18 protein-coding genes are annotated in these 22,253 nt (G+C 47.3%); 2 read left to right on the forward strand and 16 right to left on the reverse strand.

Annotated features, from left to right (window positions below):
• Window positions 1-35 precede the first annotated feature (35 nt).
• Window positions 36-875 carry an AraC family transcriptional regulator gene (locus MKX36_RS15310; RefSeq protein WP_016822338.1) on the reverse strand — a complete coding sequence of 280 codons (840 nt, stop codon included), beginning with the start codon at window positions 873-875 and terminating at the stop codon, window positions 36-38.
• 278 nt (window positions 876-1,153) lie between these two features.
• On the opposite strand from MKX36_RS15310, the gene MKX36_RS15315 reads away from it, so the two are divergent.
• Window positions 1,154-2,518, forward strand: a complete 1,365-nt coding sequence (locus MKX36_RS15315) for an MFS transporter (RefSeq protein ID WP_031461716.1) — start codon at window positions 1,154-1,156, stop codon at window positions 2,516-2,518.
• A 316-nt stretch (window positions 2,519-2,834) separates the two neighbouring features.
• Here the strand turns inward: MKX36_RS15315 and MKX36_RS15320 are convergent, their stop codons facing one another.
• The 4 genes from MKX36_RS15320 to MKX36_RS15335 all read right to left on the reverse strand — a co-directional run bounded on the left by MKX36_RS15320 (window position 2,835) and on the right by MKX36_RS15335 (window position 7,983).
• Window positions 2,835-3,122 (reverse strand): stage VI sporulation protein F, encoded by a 288-nt coding sequence (locus MKX36_RS15320; protein ID WP_016822341.1) that lies wholly within the window; start codon window positions 3,120-3,122, stop codon window positions 2,835-2,837.
• Between the two features lie 111 nt (window positions 3,123-3,233).
• The gene (gene recG, locus MKX36_RS15325; protein WP_290409529.1) at window positions 3,234-5,282 is read right to left on the reverse strand and encodes an ATP-dependent DNA helicase RecG; all 2,049 of its coding nucleotides are present in this window, start codon (window positions 5,280-5,282) and stop codon (window positions 3,234-3,236) included.
• Window position 5,283: 1 nt separating this feature from the next.
• Window positions 5,284-6,150, reverse strand: a complete 867-nt coding sequence (locus MKX36_RS15330) for a DegV family protein (protein WP_340864973.1) — start codon at window positions 6,148-6,150, stop codon at window positions 5,284-5,286.
• 48 nt (window positions 6,151-6,198) lie between these two features.
• Window positions 6,199-7,983, reverse strand: a complete 1,785-nt coding sequence (locus MKX36_RS15335) for a DAK2 domain-containing protein (RefSeq protein WP_044785261.1) — start codon at window positions 7,981-7,983, stop codon at window positions 6,199-6,201.
• 498 nt (window positions 7,984-8,481) lie between these two features.
• Between MKX36_RS15335 and rpmB the strand changes: the two genes are divergently transcribed.
• A complete protein-coding gene (gene rpmB, locus MKX36_RS15340; protein WP_013310881.1) occupies window positions 8,482-8,670 on the forward strand; it encodes a 50S ribosomal protein L28 in 189 nt (62 codons plus the stop codon).
• Window positions 8,671-8,893: 223 nt separating this feature from the next.
• Here the strand turns inward: rpmB and spoVM are convergent, their stop codons facing one another.
• From spoVM to coaBC, 11 genes are all read right to left on the reverse strand, one after another.
• Window positions 8,894-8,974, reverse strand: coding sequence for a stage V sporulation protein SpoVM (spoVM, locus tag MKX36_RS15345; RefSeq protein ID WP_010345573.1), 81 nt, complete (start codon window positions 8,972-8,974; stop codon window positions 8,894-8,896).
• 390 nt (window positions 8,975-9,364) lie between these two features.
• The gene (gene rpe, locus MKX36_RS15350) at window positions 9,365-10,033 is read right to left on the reverse strand and encodes a ribulose-phosphate 3-epimerase (RefSeq protein ID WP_340864974.1); all 669 of its coding nucleotides are present in this window, start codon (window positions 10,031-10,033) and stop codon (window positions 9,365-9,367) included.
• 4 nt (window positions 10,034-10,037) lie between these two features.
• Window positions 10,038-10,955 (reverse strand): ribosome small subunit-dependent GTPase A, encoded by a 918-nt coding sequence (gene rsgA, locus MKX36_RS15355; RefSeq protein ID WP_025365195.1) that lies wholly within the window; start codon window positions 10,953-10,955, stop codon window positions 10,038-10,040.
• A 73-nt stretch (window positions 10,956-11,028) separates the two neighbouring features.
• Complete coding sequence (gene pknB, locus MKX36_RS15360; protein WP_340864975.1) at window positions 11,029-13,308, reverse strand: Stk1 family PASTA domain-containing Ser/Thr kinase; 2,280 nt, start codon at window positions 13,306-13,308, stop codon at window positions 11,029-11,031.
• On the reverse strand, window positions 13,305-14,081 hold the full coding sequence (locus MKX36_RS15365; protein ID WP_016822348.1) for a Stp1/IreP family PP2C-type Ser/Thr phosphatase: 777 nt from the start codon (window positions 14,079-14,081) through the stop codon (window positions 13,305-13,307). Before MKX36_RS15365 ends, pknB begins: the two co-directional genes overlap by 4 nt.
• 6 nt (window positions 14,082-14,087) lie before the next feature.
• Window positions 14,088-15,128 (reverse strand): 23S rRNA (adenine(2503)-C(2))-methyltransferase RlmN, encoded by a 1,041-nt coding sequence (gene rlmN, locus MKX36_RS15370; protein ID WP_025365198.1) that lies wholly within the window; start codon window positions 15,126-15,128, stop codon window positions 14,088-14,090.
• 186 nt (window positions 15,129-15,314) lie between these two features.
• Complete coding sequence (gene rsmB, locus MKX36_RS15375; protein ID WP_026065454.1) at window positions 15,315-16,730, reverse strand: 16S rRNA (cytosine(967)-C(5))-methyltransferase RsmB; 1,416 nt, start codon at window positions 16,728-16,730, stop codon at window positions 15,315-15,317.
• The gene (gene fmt, locus MKX36_RS15380) at window positions 16,727-17,686 is read right to left on the reverse strand and encodes a methionyl-tRNA formyltransferase (RefSeq protein ID WP_290402739.1); all 960 of its coding nucleotides are present in this window, start codon (window positions 17,684-17,686) and stop codon (window positions 16,727-16,729) included. Before fmt ends, rsmB begins: the two co-directional genes overlap by 4 nt.
• A gap of 6 nt (window positions 17,687-17,692) precedes the next feature.
• Entirely contained in the window at window positions 17,693-18,190 is a 498-nt protein-coding gene (gene def, locus MKX36_RS15385; protein WP_016822352.1) for a peptide deformylase, read from the reverse strand.
• 132 nt (window positions 18,191-18,322) lie between these two features.
• A complete protein-coding gene (gene priA, locus MKX36_RS15390; protein ID WP_340864976.1) occupies window positions 18,323-20,899 on the reverse strand; it encodes a primosomal protein N' in 2,577 nt (858 codons plus the stop codon).
• Window positions 20,899-22,203: a bifunctional phosphopantothenoylcysteine decarboxylase/phosphopantothenate--cysteine ligase CoaBC gene (gene coaBC / locus MKX36_RS15395; protein ID WP_340864977.1), complete on the reverse strand. Its 1,305-nt coding sequence runs from the start codon at window positions 22,201-22,203 to the stop codon at window positions 20,899-20,901. Before coaBC ends, priA begins: the two co-directional genes overlap by 1 nt.
• Between the last annotated feature and the right edge of the window lie 50 nt (window positions 22,204-22,253).

Consider the following 22,253-nt stretch of genomic DNA (forward strand, 5'->3'; position numbering starts at 1 on the left):
ATCACCAGTATTTTTAGAAGATATATATAGCAAAATCAAAGAATATTTTCACGATAAGCGCTGGGAGAAATGCCCATCATTTTTTTAAACGCCCGTGAAAAGGTCAGTTGATCCGAGTAACCGACCGAATTGGAGATTACTTGAATAGAGTAACTGGTATCCTGTAACAGCTCGCATGCCTTTTTAATCCGAATGTTCATTAAATATTGCTTTGGTGTTTCGCCTATTTCCTGCTTAAAAACAGAGGTTAAGTAATTTGGGTGAAGGCCGAGATACTCTGCCACCTCATTGATTTGAATGCCACCGTTGTAGTTTTTCTCCATATAGTTGATAGCTTGAACTGAATAGGGAAGCTCTTGTTTCACAGGCATCGTTTCACCCGATTCATGCACCAGCTTGGCGAGAATATGGCACAAATACCCCTGAATAGCCAAGGATGAAGAAAGCGTATTATTCCCTATACGAAGCATTTCAAGAATGGTCGAATGAAAAAAAGTGATGTCTCCGATACTTACCACATACGGATTATCCTGAACAAGAGAGATGTTCTGCAAGTACATTTCGGATTTGATCCCCATAAACCCCACCCAGCTGTACTCCCATGGCTCGTACTCATCAGCTTGATAATAAGCGGCCTTATTGGCAGGGATTAAAAAAGCCTGTCCTTTCTCTATGTTATATGTTTCCTTATCTAATACCAGTTTGCCTCTCCCCTTTAATACGAAGTGGATAAGATTGAAATCCCTGGCGATAGGCCCAAAGTCCTGGTTGGGAGAACAAGGCTCGGAACCACAATTATATAGGATTAAATCTGTAATATTTTTATGTTTTGAACTGGTACGTGTATCTACAAATTGAATCATATTCTCACTCATTCCTAACCTCCACGTTTCAGAATTTAAAAGTTAACCAAGGGCGGTGTTCCCGTAACAAATATAGCATAAATTAAGAATTATGTTATAAGAGCTAAAAAGAAACCTCAACCTGTGAATGTTTGCGACAATCTTTGTTTTTGCTATCATCTGCTTTAGAAAAATCATGTACTCCTCCTGCAGCTTTTGTTATTCTGTAATTCAAGATAACGCTTACAAGTTTGCGTTAAACGTATCATTACAGTCTGTTATGATCGTCAATTTTTGAAAGGGGTTAAAACATGCTTACTTCTGCATCTGCAAAAAATAATGACAAAGTCAGTTTAAAAACACTGATCTCTTACTCACTGAGTAGTTATGGGATGAATGTTATTTACAATTTAACCGCCGTTTATCTTATGTTCTTCTATACTGACAGCTTTGGATTGAATGCGCTTGCAGTCGGGACATTACTGATGGTGGCACGGGTGATTGACGCGGTAGTTGATATCTTTATCGGCATTGCAGTCGACAACACGAATACGCGTTGGGGGAAGTTTAGGCCTTACATGTTCATCGGGGCTTTCTTGGTAACACTCACCACCTTCGCACTCTTCCTCAGTCCGGACCTTTCTTCCGCCGGGAAGCTGGTTTATGCCTATGTTACCTATATCGCTTGGAGCATTAGCTATTCCATATTGGATATTCCGTATTGGTCACTGTCCGCCGCTATAACCAAAGATGCTGCAGAACGAACCAAGGTCGTGACTGTTCCTCGTACGGTTGCAAGTGCCGGCTTGTGGACGGTCAATGTCGTAGCGCTTCCCCTCGTCCATTTCTTCAACGGCTGGGCTGGAGCGGTTGCTGTACTTTGTGGCCTGTTCTTCGTCTGCATGATGTTTACGGTGTTTGGCGTAAAAGAAAAACACGTAGTGCCTCGCCATGAAAAACAAACGTTAAAAGGAGTACTCCGCCTATTCTTCATTGAAAACCGACCTTTACGGCTGTTGATCATCTCGTTTTTTATTATCGAAATGACTGCCAACATTCGTAATGCCTTTACTTTGTATTATTTCAAATACAACCTAGGTGCCGAAGCATTCATTCCACTGTTTATGGGACTAACCGTGGGATTTCAAATCGCAGGTAACGTCGCAGTTCCGTTCATTGCCAAGTGGATCGGCAAAAAAGGCACTAGCATAGCAGGGGTGCTAATCACCTCCATATCCATGATAGCTCTTTTCTTCTGCGGCAACTCTATTGTACTTGTCTTTATTCTCAGCTGTATCATTTCTTTCGGTGTGGGGCTGAACTATGTTGTCATGTCCACAATGCTAGCAGATTGCGTCGATTATGGAGAGTGGAAAACTGGAAACAGATCAGAGGGGATGGTTTTCTCAGCTAACGTTTTCCGGGCCAAATTGGCGGCCGCAATCGGCAGCGCCGTGGGTGGTTATGCGCTGGCGTTAGCGGGTTATCAGCCTAATATCGTCCAAACAAATACAACCCTTATTTGGCTCACACTACTATTTACAATTATTCCGGGGGTTCTGACATTTCTCTCCGTATTTCCAATGAAGAATTATGAGCTGACGGAAACAATGAACAGAAAAATTGTCCAGGAGGTTCGGGCAAGACGGGAACAAGGTGAACCATCCGTACAGTAACCGGATTCTGGTCCTTCGCGTGATGCGCTTACTGGAGCAGTCACCGTGCTAACCTTTACAATTTTCTGGGCTAGGGAGCGTTCTCTGCACCGAACAACGGTACGTCCAGGTGTACAGGCCATGGAACGGTCTATCAAGATTGGTGGTTATTACGAATAGAATTTCACACTAAAAGACTACTGCCTATTGCCCGGGGAATGAAATACAAAAGCCTTAAATAAAGCCAAAAAGGATCGCCTAACATCAGGCAATCCTTTTTTTATCTATGCTTCACATAAAACATGGAAAGTGCTTTGAAGCACCCGTTCGAACAGCATCAACGGAACATTCCCCATAGCTTGATCAGATGGAACGTATTAGACGGATCAATTTTTTGTGCCAATACGAAGGCAGTCAGTTGCTCCTCCTGTGTAGCCGTCAATCGCTCGTTTAAAATAGCAGAAGTGGTCTTCACAAGATGACGCACCTTAGCTTTGTTTTGCAGATCTGCTTTGGTCACGCCCTCGATCTGCTGCTTGACCCGCTCCTTGAGCGCACGATTTTTCATTTTTAACTTAATCCGCTCCACCAATTGCGGACTAATTCCATATTGCTGATAGCTCAATGTTGCCACACCTCCCATATCATTCGGTCATTCCCAAATATATGACGGTCAGCCTGTCCATTGTACCTATCTGTTAGAAACGTTTAGAACATCCTCATCATTCATGGTGGGTCAGTCGATAAGATCCCCTTGGAAAATCTGCTCTTTTTGCAAATAACCGCGAAGTGCTTCATACTGCGGAGATGTCCAAAAAGAGGAGTCCTTGATTAGATCAGTTGCATCCTCACGTGCCTTTTCCAGCACCTCAAAGTCCGCTACCATATCTGCTAACCGAAACTCGGGCAACCCGCTCTGCTTGGTGCCAAAGAAATCCCCCGGCCCTCTCAAATCCAGATCGCGTCTAGCAACCTCAAAACCATCGTCCGTATCGGTCATTACCTTCATCCGCTCTTGACCAACCTCCGACTTAGGATCCGCGATCAGTACACAGTATGAGGCATGTGCGCCCCTTCCAACACGTCCACGTAACTGATGTAGCTGGGACAATCCAAAGCGATCTGCATCCATAATAATCATTAGCGTCGCATTGGGCACATCTACCCCCACCTCTACAACCGTGGTTGAAACGAGTAGCTGAACCTCATTTGCATAGAAGGAACGCATAACTTCTTCCTTTTCTGCAGGAGTCATTCGTCCGTGCAACAGCCCAACGCGATAATGTGGAAAAGCCTGCTGCATTTGGATATGCAGATCGATGGCATTCTGTACATCCAGCTTCTCTGACTCTTCAATCAACGGGCAGATTAGATAAGCCTGCCGTCCCTGATCTACCTCACGAGAAATAAAACCGAGCACTCGATCCATCAGTTCGTGCTTCACCCAATACGTAGAAATTGGAATCCGTCCCTTTGGCCGCTCTGATATTGTAGAAACATCCATATCACCAAAAGCAGTAATCGCCAGCGTACGCGGGATCGGTGTGGCGGTCATGGTCAGCACATCGGGGTTGTAGCCCTTGCGGCGCAGTACACTACGCTGGTTGACTCCGAACCTGTGCTGCTCATCCGTTACAACTAGTCCAAGCTGGCGGAAATACACATCCTCCTGAATAAGGGCATGCGTGCCCACCACAATATCCAGCAGACCCATTTGAAGAGCGGCAAGCAAATCCTTTCGCTTCTTCCCAGTTGTACTTCCTGTCAGTAACCCCACACTGATTCCAAAGGGTTCAAACAGCTTGTGAAGCGACCGCATATGCTGCTCGGCCAATATTTCGGTTGGCACCATCAGTGCTCCCTGAAAACCGGAACGTACTGTTGCGAATAAACCGATGGCGGCAACCACAGTTTTCCCCGACCCAACATCCCCTTGGAGCAGACGGTTCATACAATAAGGTGAGCGTAGATCATGCAGTATTTCAAGCTCAACCTTCTTCTGTGCATCCGTTAATTCAAAAGGCAAAGCCCTCACAAATTCACGGATCGTGGCGTTATCCACCGTATGCACCACCCCGTCCGCTCGACCACGATTTAACGCTCGGAATGCCTGCATTTTCAGCTGGAATAAAAAGAGTTCCTCATACACCATCCGTCGCCGAGCCTCTTGTCCCTCTCGATTGTCCTGAGGTTGGTGTATACCTGCAATGGCCTGCTTGCGCGGCATCATACTATACTTGCGTACCAGCAGATCTGGCAATATCTCGGGAATCATTTCACCAAACTGCTGGAGCGTCTGATTCATTATTTTTCGCATCCAGCTCTGCGTAATCTTGCCACCTATAGAGTACACCGGTTGAAGTGTCCCCGAACGAGCCACTCCTTTATCAGGGAACTCAGAGTCTGCAACAGTCATCTGCATTCGCTTAAGATCCCATTTCCCAGTCACCACAATTTCACGACCTGATGTTAGCTGATCCTTCAAAAAATGCCGATTAAACCATGTTGCAGTAAACATCCAATCCTCAGCCATCAATTTACAAGTTAACCTTGATTTGCGTCCGTAACGCTGAAGCACCGGAATGCCCATAATTTTCGCCTGTACTGTAATCTTATCTCCGTCCTTCACTTCGCTTAGCGATCGCAGTCGGTAATCTTCATACCGAAACGGATAATATTCCAGCATATCTTGCACGTTAGAAATGCCAAAAGCGTGAAGCTCTCCTTCTTTGAGAGCACTCACGCCGTGTATTTGTTTTAATGGTATTTGATCCAATTGCAGCATATTACCTCTCATCTCCGCCCGGCCATGCAAAAATACCAATCGTTCCTGGTCCCACATGAGTTCCGATCACAGCGCCAAGTTCAGTATATATTTGATCGCCCAGTTCAAAATGCTCTGCCAGCTGAGCCACAAACGCTTCTGCCGCCGAGCGATCTGCCGTATGACCCACAGCAATATTAATTTTTTGGCCTTTTAAATCCCGCTCCAGCAGTTCAATAATTCGTGCTGTCGCTTTTTTATGCCCTCTCGCCTTATCAGCCGAATAAATAATACCTTCTTTGTCAATCGAAAGAATTGGCTTAATGTTAAGCAACGTACCAACCATAGCCGCTGCCTTGCCAATTCGTCCGCCTTTTTGCAAGTATTCCAGTGTATCCACCAGGAAATACAAACAACGACGTTCTCCAAGACGTTCCACACCCTGAATAATTTCAGCCGGGGATTGCCCGGCAGCTGCCAGCTCTGCGGCGTAAACCACGAGCATACCGTATCCGTACGAGGCCGACTTGGAATCCATAACGGTCACTCTATCTTCATGCTTCTCCAACATGGATTTACCCAGCAGAGCGGACTGGTACGTTCCGCTCACACCGGAGGATAAATGGATAGAGATAACCTGGCTCTCGGGGTATTGCTCCAACAGCTCCGTGTACGTCTCCAAAAAACGGGCTGGTGATGGCTGTGACGTTGTAGGTAGTTCATCAGCCCGTACCAGTTCGCTGTAAAACTGAGCAGCTGACATCTCAATACCGTCCAGGTAAGCTGTGCTGCCGAACATCACCGTCAATGGTACAATGACTATGCCGAGACGATCTGCTATTTCCTGTGGAATATCAGCCGTGCTATCTGTCAAAATGATAGTTCTCATCAGTCAGACCTCCTTTGTAGTGGACTACCATGGGTGTGCCAAAGCACATCAGGTTTCCACTGAGAACAGATAAGGATAAATCGGCTGACCACCTTCATGAACTTCCACTTCAACATCCGAATAATTTTCTTCAAGCCACGCAACAAGCTGATCTGTCTCTTCTTGTTTTGCGTCCGAACCTGTAAGAATCGTAACAATTTCATCGCCATTCACCAGCATTTTCGCCAGCAAAAGACGGGATGTTGCCATTAATTGCTCCTCAGTCGCCACGATCTTAGAATCCTGAATACCAATGTAGTGGCCCGCTGTAATATGCAGATCATCAAGTGTCGTATCCCGAACCGCATAGGTCACTTGTCCAGACTTCACACGGGTAACTGCGTCCCGCATATTATCTTGGTTTACCTCAAAGGCTTCTTCCTCTTGGTAAGCAAATGCTGCTGCAATGCCCTGAGGAATTGTTTTGCTTGGAATCACCGACACCAAACGTTCCACCTCTAGCAATTCACGCGCTTGTTCAGCAGCCAAGATTATATTGGAATTATTCGGCAGAATAAAAATATGTTGAGCCGCAATCGAGCGAGCCGCATTCACGAAGTCTTCTGTGCTCGGATTCATCGTCTGACCACCCGAAAGGACAACATCAACACCCAAGCTTCTGAAAATATCAGCAATCCCTTCACCAGAAGCCACAGCTATAAAGCCAAAAGGTGCTAGCTCATGAGCTGGAGGCTCAGATGGCTCCTCCTCACGTGCAGGCTCTGTTGGTATTTCTGCAAACCATTCAGGCTCAGGAGCACCATCCATACCTGCTGACAGCAAATCACGATGCTGCTCGCGCATATTCAAAATTCGAATCTGTGTAATTTCCCCGTAACGCAGCGCAAGATTCAAGACTTCACCTGGAGCCTTCGAATGCACATGAACCTTGATGACATCATCATCCGAAATAACGATAATCGAATCACCATCTACTGACAACGCTTTCCGGAAAGCTTCCTCATCAAAATTTGTACCTTGCGCTTCGCCCAATTGTCGATTAATAAAAAACTCCATATCATACAAAAATTCAATATTCTCCGTTTCGAGCTTCGCCTGCGCAGAAATCGGCGCATCTGGGGAAGGAGCAACAGGCGCAGCTGTAGGTCTCTCCGATACATAAGGAGCAAAAACCGGGCGTACACTATCGCCTTTTGAAGTTGGAGATGTCACCAATCCGCTTCCAAGATGCTGCATAAATCCTTCATAAATATACACAAGTCCTTGTCCACCCGAGTCTACAACCCCTACTTGCTTCAGTACAGGGAGCATGTCCTGCGTCATGGCAAGCGTTTCCTTTGCTTTGGCAAGCACTTCTTCCATCAGTTCTGTGATGTCGTTCGTCCGGCGCGAGAAAAACACAGCATGTCTGGCCGCTTCCTTCGCCACGGTAAGAATTGTACCCTCCACCGGCTTAACCACCGCCTTGTAGGCCGCATCCACCCCGCTCTGCAATGCCGATGCGAACTGAAGGGTATTCAATTCCTCGTATGGGGCAGCGTAACGGCTGAAGCCACGGAACAACTGAGACAGGATAACCCCTGAATTGCCGCGGGCCCCCATCAGCAAGCCTTTGGATAAGATGCCGGACATGACACCGATGGAGGAAGAATCTCCCCTCTTCAATTCCGTTACGCCCGCGCTCATCGTCAGATTCATATTGGTTCCCGTATCACCATCTGGCACCGGGAATACATTTAGTGAATTGACATGCTCCGCATGCTGCTGTAATTGTTCCGCCCCGGCTAAAACCATCGCGGTAAAGTCTGTTCCATTCAAAGAACGATTACTCAAGAGAATTCCCCTTCCTAGCTTAATACAATTGTTTTACAATCCATCTTCACAACACATGTTCAAGGTTCAATTGAATTATACTAAAGCCAGACGACGAATACGAATGTCACCCTTTCGTAAGCTTCCGTAACCATCCTCTGGTTTCTTTCCACAGCTCATATAATATGAAAAACCAGTCAACTGCCCAACAAAAAATCATTGGCCGGAATGATGATTATGGTCCCGCCTCTGAACTGCCCGGCATGACTGGAATAAGAATTCACATTCCATTAAAAAACAAAATAGTCGCAGCAATAGCTATCCCATATTGTACTATAATGCGAAAGAGAAATAAATAAAGTTTTTGAATCAGTTGACGGAGCTTTTTTGACTATGATATTATATTTAAGTATTGTTTTGTTCAGGTTAGTGACTTATAAAGTCCGGCTGACCCAGTCGGCCTGAAGAGCGACCCATTCCATATGGAGTTTGGTTATTTTCAGAATAGGAGGTGGAATCATGTCTCGTAAATGTTCTGTAACAGGCAAAAAGCCTGGCAGCGGTAACCACGTATCTCACGCTAACAACCGTAATCGCCGTACTTGGGGCGTCAACGTACAAAAAGTTCGCATTCTCGTTAACGGTAAACCGAAACGCGTTTATGTCAGCACTCGTGCATTGAAAGCCGGTAAAGTGACTCGCGTGTAGTCGTAAAAAAATATCGTTATAAACAAAAGGCACCTCGTTTTAAACGGGTGCTTTTTTGATTATTCGAATAATATCCCACTGATTCAGGAGGACAAAATGTCAGGCAACTTCCCGCGCATTCTTGTCTTTTATTGCCGAGCTATCAATCTGCTGTGCCCGGGAAGCGTGCCTCCTGTGTACCTTTCGCCTTCATCCTACATCCTGTGTCAACGTTACTTTGATTTCAGTTCTTCTGGAATGTATTCAAAATGGCTTTGACGAATCCACCCAGAAATTTTGGCAGCTTGATTGTGTAAAACTTCATGCCTCACCCTCCCCATCATCCTCCTGCATCCGTTCTCTGTAGTTTATGCAACCTGTCAAGGGTTGTTGCCCCACAAAAAAAGGCTACATGAGAATCCCGCTCATGTAACCATATTTATGCACAACCATCCCAGGCTATACCATCAGACAAGTCCGCGAACATAGAGATATGCTGAGAGTATAAAAATAAACAGAATATAATAAAGCACACTGCTCACCACAAAACCGATACGCAAACCACGCCGTTCATTTTTACGAAAATAAAACAGGACAATAAGAACAGCCAAAAGTGAAAGTATAGCATTCCAAGGCGTCTTCACTAGCGAGAAACAACTGAGTGTCAAACCGGTCAGCATGCTCGCTAAGGTCATCCACAGTGCTTCAGTTAGCTTCACTTGGACAAATGAACGACACTATCCCGAATAGCAGCAATAGCCGCTGCACGGTCTGCTCTGCCGTACACTGCACTGCCTGCCACTAACACGTTAGCACCCGCTTCAAATACGGCTGGTGCCGTCTCCTCCGCAATACCTCCGTCCACCTCGATATGTACGTCTGAACGACCCAATTCGTTCAACCAAGCACGGATTTGTCTGATCTTATTCAACGTCTCTGGAATGAAGGACTGGCCCCCAAAACCAGGGTTAACCGTCATCACAAGAATCATATCTACATTGGGCAGCACTTCCTTGATCGCGTATGGTGAAGTCCCCGGATTGAGAGCCACTCCCGCCAGAGCGCCTTGCTGCTTGATCATGTGAAGGACACCATGCAAATGAACACAGGCCTCCGCATGGACCGTGATGATATTAGCTCCTGCCTTTACAAAATCACTAATATAACGTTCAGGCTGCTCAATCATCAGATGAACGTCCAGTGGGAGAGTTGTATGCGGCCGAATAGCCTGAACGATAGGGGGGCCTAGTGTAATATTGGATACAAAATGACCATCCATAACATCCACATGAATCCAGTCTGCTCCTGCTGCTTGGGCTTCCGCAACTTCACTGCCCAGACGAGCAAAATCAGCGGATAAAATCGACGGTGCTATTTTTAACATATGCTCAATACCTCCGCTTTTTTTCTTTTAATTCCTGATAAAATTGCAGATAGCTATTATATCGTCCCTGTGAGATATGTGCTTCTTCCAAGGCCTCTCTTACTTTACAGCCAGGTTCGTGAATATGCGTGCACCCCCGAAATTTGCATCCTTCCGCATATTGTTGGAATTCTCGAAAACAAGGCGATAACTCATCCACACCCAGCTCTAAAAAATCTAGTTGGCTAAACCCCGGTGTATCTGCTACAAACCCGCCGTTGTCTAAAGGAATTAGCTCCACATGGCGAGTCGTATGTCTTCCTCGTCCCAGCTTATTGCTTATAGCGCTCGTCTCCAGCGTTAAGCCAGGCTCCAAAGCATTAAGCATGGAGGACTTCCCTACACCTGACTGACCGGAAAACACGCTGATTTGGCCGGCCAGCAGCTTCTTGAGCTCAGCCGTACCCTCTCCAGTACGGGCGCTGGTTACCAACACCTCATAACCGATCTTCCGATACATTTCCTGCACCATCTGCACCGTATCATCCTCTGAAGGGCTACCTTCATACAAATCGCGCTTGGTCAGACAGATAATCGTATCCAGTCCGGCGTGCTCTATATGGACTAAAAATTTGTCCAGTAAAGGCAGGTTTAAATCCGGCTCACGCAGGGAAAACAGAAGCACGGCCAGCGTGGTATTAGCCACTGGAGGGCGAATTAGCTCTGTCGTACGCTGTCTAATCTCCTTGACCATACCTTCCCCGTTTTCAGTCAGTTCGTAAACGACCCGATCACCGACAAGGGGCGTAATCTCTTTTTTCTTGAAAAGGCCACGTGCTCTGCATTGTACCGTAGCTTCGCCGGATACCGGACGCCCATCCTGATCCAGGCTGGAGACATAATAATATCCGCTAAGCGCCTTGACGATCAGACCTTCAGGCATGTGTAAGATGTCCTCCTTCATAATGTTCAAGTTTCATTGTGTGGAACAGGTTAAGCTTCTTTTTCTAGTAAGTTTACTGATGCTGCACAGCCTCGATCACTTTGTCCTTCTTTTTATAGGAACCGTGACCGGGGTTGTTTTTTTTGCTGACCGCTAACTCACTACGCGTAACTCCTGCGGAATCAGTTCCTGGGGCAAAGGCAGAAGGATCACCATCACCTTCTGTGCCCTCCTGGTTGTTAGAGTCGCCTCCACCATTACCGCTATCATTAGAAGATTCCCCGTTGTTTCCTTCCTCACCGTTTCCACTTCCATTCTGCGAGGAAGTACCACCAGATGTATCAGTCGATGATGTTCCCGCAGGTGGAGCAATTTGAGGCATCGTCACCGTTCCATTTTTTGCATCAATATAAGAAACAGGATACGTGTCAACAAAAGCACCATCTCTAAATACAGAGACGACACTGTCTTTGTTAGGGGCCATCAGCAGGTTGATCGTAAACACCTGTGTCGTATTAATCGTACGGCTGCCCCACTCCTGATTTTCTCCACGTGCATCTGTATAAGTGATACGAATTTTACTGTTTTTGCCCTCTTCCTTCGGCGCCACAGGTACATTAAACGGTAACGTAATCGCTTCTGGCGGGTAACCCGTACTTACATAAAACGTAATTTCCGTATTTGGGGGCAGATCACTGCCCGCCTCTGAAGGCCATTGTTTGGTTACTTTTCCTTTATCCTGCTCATAGCTAAATTCCTCTTTAATTGAGCCAACCTTCAGCCCCGCCTTTTTGACCTCATTTTCCGCCTGGCTCTGCGTCATCCCTACAAGATTCGGCATTTTAACAGTGGCAGCGCCTTTGCTGACGGTGAGCACTACCTGAACCGAATCCTTATCAAATGGCTCATTTGCAGCAGGTGTCTGACTAATGACGGTTCCTTCAGCCTGATCACTGAACTGCTCATTTTGCTGAATCTGTGTTTCCTTAATCTGCTGGGCGGTCAGTAGCTTGACAGCATTCTCGTAGCTTTGTCCTTTGACATCTGGCATCGGGGTGAGCGGCTTGGCAATCCCGACTTTCAGACTAATCTCCGTTCCTTCCTTGACTAAAGAACCTTCAGGGTAGCTTTGATAAAAAACAACTCCCGGTGCAATCCCCTCTTTATATTCATGCTGGATTGGATCATTAATGACTAGTCCTGCTTTACTTAGAGTGACCTTCGCTTGGTCTTCTGTTTGTGTCAGTACACTTGGTACTTTCACCTCAGGTACGACAAGCACACTTTGCACATAGTACACCACGCCGCCCATGCACAAAAGTAGTACCAACACTAGTGTTACCCAGAAGATCGTTTTTTTTCTATTTTTCTTGGACGTTTGCTTGTTCGGAAGCTGTTCAGACTCCCGAGGTTGGACAGGCACATCGTCACCACTGGAAGACACACCTAATTGTTGAGGCTTAATAGCTGGGATAACCCGCGTTTGGTCCTCATCATCCAAATGTGTAAACTCCAGCTTGGATTCATTGCGCCGCCCCGGTAGCAGACAAGTCTCCAAATCCCTTAGCATTTCGTCTGCTGATTGGTAACGTTCCTCCGGATTTTTACGCATCGATTTTAGAATGACATTTTCTACACTTTGCGGAATCAACGGATTAATTTTACGCGGTTCCTCAAATTCCTCTTGCAAATGCTTGAGTGCCACACTAATTGGGCTTTCTCCCAGAAAAGGAAGCTGTGCCGTTAGCATTTGATATAAGACAATACCTAAAGAATATAAGTCCGATTTTTCGCCGGTAATGACACCCTTTGCATGCTCAGGTGAAAAATAATGAACAGAACCCACAACAGAACCTGTCTGAGTAATTGTCGTTGACGTAACAGCTCGAGCAATCCCAAAATCGGTTACCTTAACCCGTCCATTACGTCCAATTAAGATATTATGAGGCTTAATGTCCCGGTGAATAATCTGATTTTGGTGGGCATGTTCCAGCGCATCACAAATCTGGGAAGCAATCCGCACTGCTTCATCCACTTGTAATGGCGCACGTTCTTTAATAATCTCATTCAAATTTTTGCCTTCAACGCACTCCATTACAATATAATGGATTTCATCCTCTTGGCCGACATCATAAATACTGACCACGTTCGAATGAGAAAGCGAGGCCGCTGACTGTGCCTCACGCCGAAACCGGCGAATAAATTCCTCATCATGAACAAATTGCTGACGCAACACTTTTACCGCGACATTGCGATTCAGCAAAATGTCTTGAGCCTTATACACCAGCGCCATACCGCCGCCACCGATGCGCTCAATAATTTCGTACCTTCCCCCAAGCAGGTGCCCGATCATGCTTCACACCCCTTTTCACTCAATGAAACCGTGTTGTCGGGCAATTCAAACAAAGCTACAGTAATGTTATCGTCTCCACCGGCAAGCAGCGCCAGATGTAGCAAACGATCCGCACGTTCCTCCAAAGGATTTTCTGCGGCACCTACTACCTTACTGATCTGTTCTTCTGTTACCAAATTGCTTAATCCGTCACTGCATAGTAATAGTACATCGCCTTTTTCCAGCGTAATGGTGTCAATGTCTACCTTTACCTCGGAATCAGTGCCCAATGCCCGTGTCAGCACATTGCGACGGGGATGGTTCTCCCGCTCTTCCTTACTGATCTGACCGTTTTTGAACAACTCATTAACCAAAGTATGGTCTTCTGTAAGCTGACGTACCGTTCCTTTGGATATGACATAGGCGCGACTGTCACCAATATGTCCGATAATTCCAGATGCATCATTGAGCAACACGGCAACAACCGTCGTTCCCATATTATGATACTGGTCATCGCGCGCAGCCGTTTGGAAGATGACTTCATTGGCATGCAAAATAGCGTCGCTGAGCGCCGCCGTCAAAGAATGTGCGGATAATCCGCTCTCCAGCGTCGCCAAATCAGCGGCAAGTGTCTCTACCGCAAGGCGGCTGGCCGTATCACCGGCCAGATGCCCTCCCATACCATCGGCAACAATTCCAAGAATATAGCCTTGCTCCAAGTGCCTGATCCAGGCAGAATCCTCATTTACCGAACGCACACGTCCGACATGGCTGACATGAACTGTTTTGATCAAATGGTTTCACCCCAACTCCATATGCTTTGCACGCAACTGACCGCAGGCAGCGGCAATATCGTGACCCTGTTCACGCCGGATCGTCACATTGACGCCTTTTTCGGCAAGAATACGTTGAAAATTAAAAATATCGCTGCGCGATGTACGCACATACTTGCGCTCAGGCACATGGTTGACTGGAATCAAATTGACGTGACACAGCATGTCCTTCAACACATCCGCAAGCTCTTCAGCATGTTCTGCCTGGTCGTTTACTCCGCCGATCAAGGCATATTCGAACGAAATTCTCCGCCCCGTCTTAGCAAGATAATAACGAAGAGAATCCATAACATCCTTAAAAGGATAACGTCGATTTACAGGCATCAGCTTCGAACGCAGCGCATCATTGGGCGCATGGATAGATATTGCCAGATTAATCTGTGTATCCTCGTCAGCAAATTTATAAATATTGGGCACAATGCCGCTGGTTGACACCGTAATATGACGTTGACCAATATTCAGGCCCTTTTCATGAATCATTGTACGCAAAAACGTCATTGTCGCTTCATAGTTCTCAAAAGGCTCACCCGAGCCCATAATCACGATACTGCTCACTCGTTCATTCGTTTTATCCAGAATTTTCTGAGCCTGCACCACCTGTGCCGTAATTTCGCCAGCCGTCAGGTTTCTTTTGAGACCCCCAAGCGTCGAGGCACAAAAAGTACAGCCAATCCGGCAACCCACTTGAGTCGTTACACAAATACTGTTTCCGTAATTATGTCTCATGATAACCGTCTCAATAGCATGGTCATCGTGTAAACCAAACAGAAATTTAACAGTCCCATCTTTCGATTCCAACTTTGTAATTTCGTGAAGCGTCACAAAACTGAATTGCTCCTCCAGCTTTTCTCTCAGCCCCTTGGACAAATTCGTCATCTCACTGAAATTATTGACCCGCTTTACATACAGCCAGTCAAAAATTTGTCCTCCCCGAAAGGCAGGCTCACCATTGTTTTTGGCCCAGTCCTGAAGCTCTTCCAGTGTTAAATCATATATAAAAGGTTTCATCAATATTTGCACCCGTTCCTTCTTCATTAAGTTCTGTTTAATCGCAGACAGTGTTTTTCATTCTTCCTATTTTAGCACAAATCCCTGAGGGGGTAAAAATTTTTCATCTTCATGCAAAAAACCGCCGGAAGTGTCCGGCGGATTGTGGAAATACTGGTGGGCAGCTACCTGGAATTCCCTTCCGATCTACTTTACCCGGCGCAGACGCGCAATATAAAATCCGTCACTGTGAAAATGCTGCGGTAACAGCTGTACCGAGCCTTTCTGTATACCGTCCATTTCATGACTCACGGCTGGAAAAGAATGATCCTTTGCCAACTCATACTCTGGATGTTCGCTTAAAAACCGGGCCAATTGTCCTTCATTTTCGTCAGGCTCAATCGTGCAAGTGCTGTATACCAGAATACCACCCGGCTTCAACAGTCCGGCCACGCTATCCAGCAACTCGTGCTGCAGTTGAGTAATGTCGCGAACATCCTGCGCAGTTTTGCTCCAACGCAGATCAGGTTTACGGCGAATCACCCCAAAGCCCGAGCATGGCGCATCCAGCAAAATACGGTCAAAAGAAGCCGGAGCATATCGTTCTTTTAAGTCCAACGCATCACCAGTAACCGTCTCAACAGCATCCAGACCAAGCCGATTCGCTTGCTCACGGATTAGTTGATGCTTATGGGCATGCAGATCGTTTGCAACGATCCTGCCGCGATCCTTCATCAACTCAGCCATATGAGCTGTTTTGCCGCCTGGAGCTGCGCAGCAATCCAGCACCGCCATGCCAGGCTCAGGAGCGACCGCTTCAGCAACAAGCATGGAGCTTTCATCCTGTACAGACAACAATCCGTCCGTATACCACGAGGTAAGCGCCATATTTCCGCCGCTACGAACAACAATCCCATAGGGGCTAACGGCCGAAGGAACGGCATCAATCCCTTTTGCAATCATCTCGTCCAGCAGCTGATCACGACTGGTCATCGTCGTATTCACTCGCACGCTGACTGCAGGGGGCTCGTTATTAGCCTTGCAGATAGCCTCAGCTGTATCGGTACCGTATTGCTTGATCCAGCGCTTAACTAGCCACTGTGGATGGGAATGTTCTAACGAAATCCGTTCCTCTGCTGACAAACCGTCAGGAATACGCAGCTTGTCCGACTCACGCAGCATGCTGCGAAGCACGCCATTGACCATACCGGAAATCCCCTGATGCCCGCGCCGCTTGGCAATGGTCACTGCTTCACTAACAACTGCATGATCCGGAACTCGATCCAGATACACCAGCTGATATACGCTCATCCGCAGCAACGAACGTACCCAAGGCTGAAGCTTGGCCGTTCCTTTTTGAACAAATTTATTCAAAAAATAATCCAGTGTATTTCGGCGTGCCACTGTACCGTATACAAGTTCCGTCGTCAAACCAACATCACTTGCAGATAAACCTGCCTGCTGAAGCCGGCGATTGAGCTCAAGATTGCTATACGCGCCCTCTTGCTCCACACCGGTCAGCACGTCAAGTGCAACTTCCCGCGCCGTCTGTTTGCGAGTTTTGTCGGATCTGGTCCCCACTCCCTTGCGTTGGTCTCCCTGACGGGAGTGTCCCCCGCTCATCCGAGCACCGTGCCGGGCTTCATCTGTCCGCCGCGTGCAAAGGTTCCGGCTTCCATAACCTTCTTGCCTGCCGGTTGAACCTGGGTCAGCCAGAGAGTGCCTTCGCCTGTCTGCACCTCAATGCCACGGGCGGTTAATTGAAGAACCGTGCCGGGTGCTGGAGCATTTGAGCCACTCGCTTCATTATTTATGGAAGGCTGCTCCGCAGCCCATATTTTAAAAACATTGTTCTCCCAAAGTGTAAACGCGCCAGAAAAAGGAACCAGACCGCGAATCCGGTTGTATATTTGCTCTGCATTATCACTCCATGTAATGCGCTCATCATCACGGTTCAGGTTCGGGGCATAGGTCGCCTCGTCCTCATTTTGCGGCGTACGGTCTGATTGCCCTGCCAGCAACTTGGGCAGCTCGTCCTGCAAAAGTCTAGCTCCGGCTACACTTAGCTTTTCAAAAATTGTGCCCGATGTATCCTCCGGCTCTATAGCCACCTCAACCCGCGATATCATATCGCCGGTGTCCAGCCCTTCCGCCATATACATTAGCGTCACACCTGTCACAGTTTCACCGTTAATAATCGCACGCTGGATCGGTGCACCTCCCCGATATCGGGGAAGTAACGAACCATGCACATTCAGACAGCCGAAACGAGGCAGGTCTAATACGGACTTAGGCAAAATTTGGCCATAAGCTGCGGTTACAATCAGGTCGGGACGCAACTCTGCCACCTGAGCCACTGCTTCCGGCTGCCGTAGGCGGGTCGGTTGCAGCACAGGTAATCCGCGCTTTTCAGCCGCTTCCTTGACTGGTGTTGGCGTCAATATTTTTTTTCGTCCCTGTGGTTTATCTGGCTGAGTAATTACACCGACCACGTTATATCCGTTGTCCAGCAACATGTTCAGCGATGGGACTGCAAATTCAGGTGTACCCATAAAGATAATACGAATGTCTTGGCTCATCGAACCTCACTCCCCTGTCTGACGGTTCGGTCCTGGCTGTTCCAGAGCAACCTCATATACTTTTTCTGCAATATCCGTGAACAATACTCCATTTAGATGATCAATTTCATGCTGAAAAGCACGAGAAAGCAACCCTGTCGCTGTAACGGTAATAGCCTTGCCCTCGCGATCCAGTCCCTTGACTGTAACCTTCTCGGCACGACGTACATCCCCGTTCAACCCTGGAATACTTAGGCAGCCTTCAGGTCCCAATTGCTCTCCTTCTTCGGCCACAATTTCTGGATTGATCATTTTTATCAAGCCATGCTCATCTCCAGCATCTACGACGATGAGCCGCTTCAAAATACCTACTTGTGGAGCAGCTAGACCTACTCCTTCCGCTTCATACATCGTATCTGCCATATCGTCCAGCAGCTTTTGCACATTAGGCGTAACTTTAGTAACTTCCTTTGCTACTTTGTGCAATACGTCATCCGGCTCCAACACTATAATTCTAATTGACATGACAACAGAACACCTTCCTCTTTTTCCTTCATTTAGGCTTTACTGTATTCATCACAAAAGCGACTGCTACATTATCCTATGTACGGACGGCTTGTCCGCATCAATTGTGCGAATAACTTTAGTGTTAACACTCTACATCAGCATCTGCGGATCAACATCCAGACTAATCAGCAACTTTTGTGCCTGCGCAGATTCGGCCATTTCATCAGCCACTTGCTGAGCCAAACCAATCGCGTCAATATTTCCACGCCATTTTATCATACATTGAAATCGGTATCTATTCTTGATTCTCGAAATGGGTGAAGCTACTGGCCCCAAAATGTCCAATACATCCGATGTAAGCCGGTCCATATTCCCGAACCAGCCCCGTTGTCTGGCTCGTCCCTGTAGTGTCGCTGAATAATTTTCAGCCAATCGGACTAGCACTGGAAGCTGTTCATGAGAAAAGGTCACCAAAATAAGTCGGCAATATGGCGGGTAGTGCAAATTACGGCGGTGTTTCAACTCTTCCCTCACAAAAGATGAATAATCATGACGGCTTGCATGAACCACCGAATAATGCTCTGGAGTGTAGGATTGTACGAATACTTCCCCCGGCAATTGATGCCTTCCAGCACGCCCGGCTACTTGTGTTAACAGCTGAAAGGTCTTTTCCGCAGCCCGAAAATCCGGTAAATTAAGAGCAGAATCCGCAGTAATGACACCTACCAGCGTTACATCGGGAAAATCCAGCCCTTTGGCTACCATTTGAGTACCCAGTAGTACGTCTGCTTTTTTATCACGAAATTGCTTAAGCAGCTTTTCATGAGCGTTTTTTTCAGTCGTTGTATCAACATCCATTCGGACAACACGTATACCAGGGAATAGCTTAGCCAACTCTTCTTCCACTCGCTGAGTACCTGTACCGAAGTAACGAATATGCTCACTACCGCATTCCGGGCAAGTCTGAGGTACAGGCTCGGAATATCCGCAATAATGACAACGTAAATTGTTCGACCGCTGATGATAGGTAAGCGAAATATCACAATCCGGACATCCCGCCACATAACCGCAGCTCCGGCACATGACGAACGTGGAGTGACCACGCCGGTTCAACAGTAATACCGTCTGCTCGTTACGCTCTAATCGCTCTGCGATTCCATTATGCAACGCACGGCTGAACATGGAGCGGTTGCCGGCCCGTAGCTCCTCACGCATGTCCATGATATGGACTTCGGGTAACGTGTTCCCCAATGCGCGGGTCGGCATTTCAAGCAGTAGCGGCGCAAACTCGTCGTTGCTTTGGGAGCGAGCAGCGTAATAGCTTTCCAGTGATGGTGTAGCTGAACCGAGTATAACGACAGCCCCGTGCTGGTGCGCTCTGCGAATGGCTACATCACGCGCATGGTATTTGGGCGTCTCTTCCTGCTTATAGGACGTTTCGTGCTCCTCATCCATAATAATGAGCCCTAGCTCACGAAAAGGGGCAAATACCGCTGAACGAGCGCCAATCGCTACTTTTACACGGCCTTCGCGTATTTTGCGCCACTCATCGTACCGTTCTCCCCCGGACAATCTACTGTGCATCACTGCGACCTGGTCGCCAAAACGTCCTTTGAAACGTTCGACCATTTGTGGAGTTAATGATATTTCAGGTACGAGCACAATCGCCTGGCGATTCTGCTCGATACAGCGCTGAATGGTCTGCAGATAGATTTCCGTCTTACCGCTTCCTGTGACTCCATGCAGCAAATAAGCTCCTTGCTCACGCATGTCCAGCTGACGAACAATCCGTTCATACACCGACTGCTGCTCTGCCGTAAGAGGGAGTGGGTCTGTAGGCTTGAAGTTTCTGCCCCGGTAGGGATCGCGGAACACTTCAACATCTTCCTGTAACACATAGCCCTTATCTTCCAGTGCCTTAACCGTCGCAGCTGATACACCTAACGAGGTCATAACTTCCTTCAGCGGCAGAGGCAGAAACTCGCTACGTTCCAGCAAAAAAGCAAGTACCTCCCGCTGACGCTGCGCCTTGGCAGAAAATTGCTCCAGTGCCATGGATGCTTCATCTATGCTGATAGCCAGATCAACAGCTTTCATCGTCTTTTTGCCAAGCTTGTCTTTAATAACCTGGCTTTCCTGAAGCACTCCGCGGCGTAACAGCGATTTAATAACCTCCGCCTCCTCGGGGAAACGTCTACTAAGTTGCTGCAACGGGACTTGCTCCTTATTCTGAATGAAGCTGACAATCTGACGCTCCGCCGGGTCGCTCATACCGTCGTCAGTCAGAAGGGCCCATTCGATCTCATCCCCCTGATTAGACAGCATAGACCGCTGTGGATTCGTAGACTCTTGCTGTTCGGCAATGGAGATATAACGTTCCGCCTTGCCCTTAAGCGCGGTAGGAATCATCACTTGCAGTGCCATAATTTGATTACAAGCATAACGCTCGCTCATCCATTTGCCCAGTTCAACCAAATCGGGAGATAAGGGCGGTACCAGATCCAGCAACTCCTGAATCGCCCTCATCCTATATTTCGGCGGCTCTTCAGCTGGAACTACCGAGATAACAAAAGCCTGCACCGTCCGTTTGCCAAATGGCACAGCTACCCGACTACCTGGCTCAATCCAAGGTCTCATGGAATCTGGTATCAGATAATCGAAGGTACGATCTGTATCCTTGGCAGGTACATCGACAATGACCTTGGCAACTAAATTGCCTGTCTCCATTAATGCAGCACCCCACCCATGCGTCCCGCGGCTAGAGTAAGCAATTTACGCGCAACCTCTTCCTTTGACTGTACAGGAATCTGCTCCACCATCCCGCTTCGGTCATATATTTGAACAGCATTTGTATCGACGCCAAAACCTGCACCATCCACAGTTACATCGTTTGCCGCAAGCAAATCACAATTTTTACGTTCTAATTTACCTATTGCATACGTCTCCAAATTTCCCGTTTCTGCTGCAAAGCCAATTAAAAATTGATGTTTCTTGCTGCGTCCGAGTGATTCCAGAATATCAACGTTCTTCACTAACTCCAGTGTAAATACACTATCATTTTTCTTAATCTTGGTCTGTGCCACCTCACGTGGTCGATAATCTGCAACGGCAGCAGCCATAACGACCATATCACTCGTTTCCCATTGTTTTAGCACAGCCTGGTACATGTCTTCAGCTGACTGGACTCTTTCAAGCGAAATACCTGAAGGCGGTTCCGCACTGGTATTGGCAGCAATCAAATGCACCTCTGCCCCCATCTCCTGAGCGACTTTCGCAATGGCAAAGCCCATTTTACCAGATGAATCATTCGTAATATAACGGACAGGATCAATTCGCTCAATCGTGCCTCCAGCCGTGACAATGACTTTTTTTCCCGAAAGCGCTAATTCATTCTTATCTACAAGTCGCTCGGTTACTTGTTTCTCCGTAGATTCTTCTCCAAACCACCGTGCTTCAGACTTGATTGTGGCTTCAGGCTCCTGAGCTTGCTGATCAAAAAAGCGCTCTATCGTTTGCACAATAGTTTCTGGCTCTTCCAAACGTCCTTTGCCAACATAACCACAAGCCAGTAATCCTTCACCAGGCTCAATCATCCTCACACCACGGGATACCAGTGTCTCCATATTTTGCATGACTGCAGGATGAGTGTACATATGTACATTCATCGCAGGGGCCAACATAATAGGCGCTGTCGTAGCCAGCAACGTTGTCGATAACATATCATCAGCAAGACCATGCGCCATTTTCCCGATGATATTCGCCGTTGCAGGAGCAACTAGCACCAGATCAGCCGCATCCGCCAGATGAATATGGGATACGATAGACGGCTCTCTTTCATCAAATGTATCACTGTACACCGGATTGCGAGAGAGTGACTGCAGCGTAAGTTCGGTAATAAACTCCTTGGCAGAAGCCGTCATAATCACATGTACATCGGCTCCCTTTTGCGTCAACTTACTGCAGAGCGCAGCCCCTTTATAGGCAGCAATTCCGCCGGTTATACCAAGAATAATAACTTTCCCCTTCAACATCGTTAACTCCCCCTGACCGAAAAAAATAACAACCTTGCGGTTGTCAAAGG

The organism is Paenibacillus sp. FSL W8-0439, assembly GCF_038008995.1.
GTDB lineage: Bacteria > Bacillota > Bacilli > Paenibacillales > Paenibacillaceae > Paenibacillus > Paenibacillus polymyxa.

Coding starts and splice junctions, on each gene's coding strand:
- MKX36_RS15310 (WP_016822338.1), bottom strand. CDS start 875: ATGAGTGAGAATATGATTCAATTTGTAGATACACGTACCAGTTCAAAA.
- MKX36_RS15315 (WP_031461716.1), top strand. CDS start 1,154: ATGCTTACTTCTGCATCTGCAAAAAATAATGACAAAGTCAGTTTAAAA.
- recG (WP_290409529.1), bottom strand. CDS start 5,282: ATGCTGCAATTGGATCAAATACCATTAAAACAAATACACGGCGTGAGT.
- MKX36_RS15330 (WP_340864973.1), bottom strand. CDS start 6,150: ATGAGAACTATCATTTTGACAGATAGCACGGCTGATATTCCACAGGAA.
- rpmB (WP_013310881.1), top strand. CDS start 8,482: ATGTCTCGTAAATGTTCTGTAACAGGCAAAAAGCCTGGCAGCGGTAAC.
- spoVM (WP_010345573.1), bottom strand. CDS start 8,974: ATGAAGTTTTACACAATCAAGCTGCCAAAATTTCTGGGTGGATTCGTC.
- rpe (WP_340864974.1), bottom strand. CDS start 10,033: ATGTTAAAAATAGCACCGTCGATTTTATCCGCTGATTTTGCTCGTCTG.
- rsgA (WP_025365195.1), bottom strand. CDS start 10,955: ATGCCTGAAGGTCTGATCGTCAAGGCGCTTAGCGGATATTATTATGTC.
- pknB (WP_340864975.1), bottom strand. CDS start 13,308: ATGATCGGGCACCTGCTTGGGGGAAGGTACGAAATTATTGAGCGCATC.
- rlmN (WP_025365198.1), bottom strand. CDS start 15,128: ATGAAACCTTTTATATATGATTTAACACTGGAAGAGCTTCAGGACTGG.
- rsmB (WP_026065454.1), bottom strand. CDS start 16,730: ATGAGCGGGGGACACTCCCGTCAGGGAGACCAACGCAAGGGAGTGGGG.
- fmt (WP_290402739.1), bottom strand. CDS start 17,686: ATGAGCCAAGACATTCGTATTATCTTTATGGGTACACCTGAATTTGCA.
- def (WP_016822352.1), bottom strand. CDS start 18,190: ATGTCAATTAGAATTATAGTGTTGGAGCCGGATGACGTATTGCACAAA.
- priA (WP_340864976.1), bottom strand. CDS start 20,899: ATGGAGACAGGCAATTTAGTTGCCAAGGTCATTGTCGATGTACCTGCC.
- coaBC (WP_340864977.1), bottom strand. CDS start 22,203: ATGTTGAAGGGGAAAGTTATTATTCTTGGTATAACCGGCGGAATTGCT.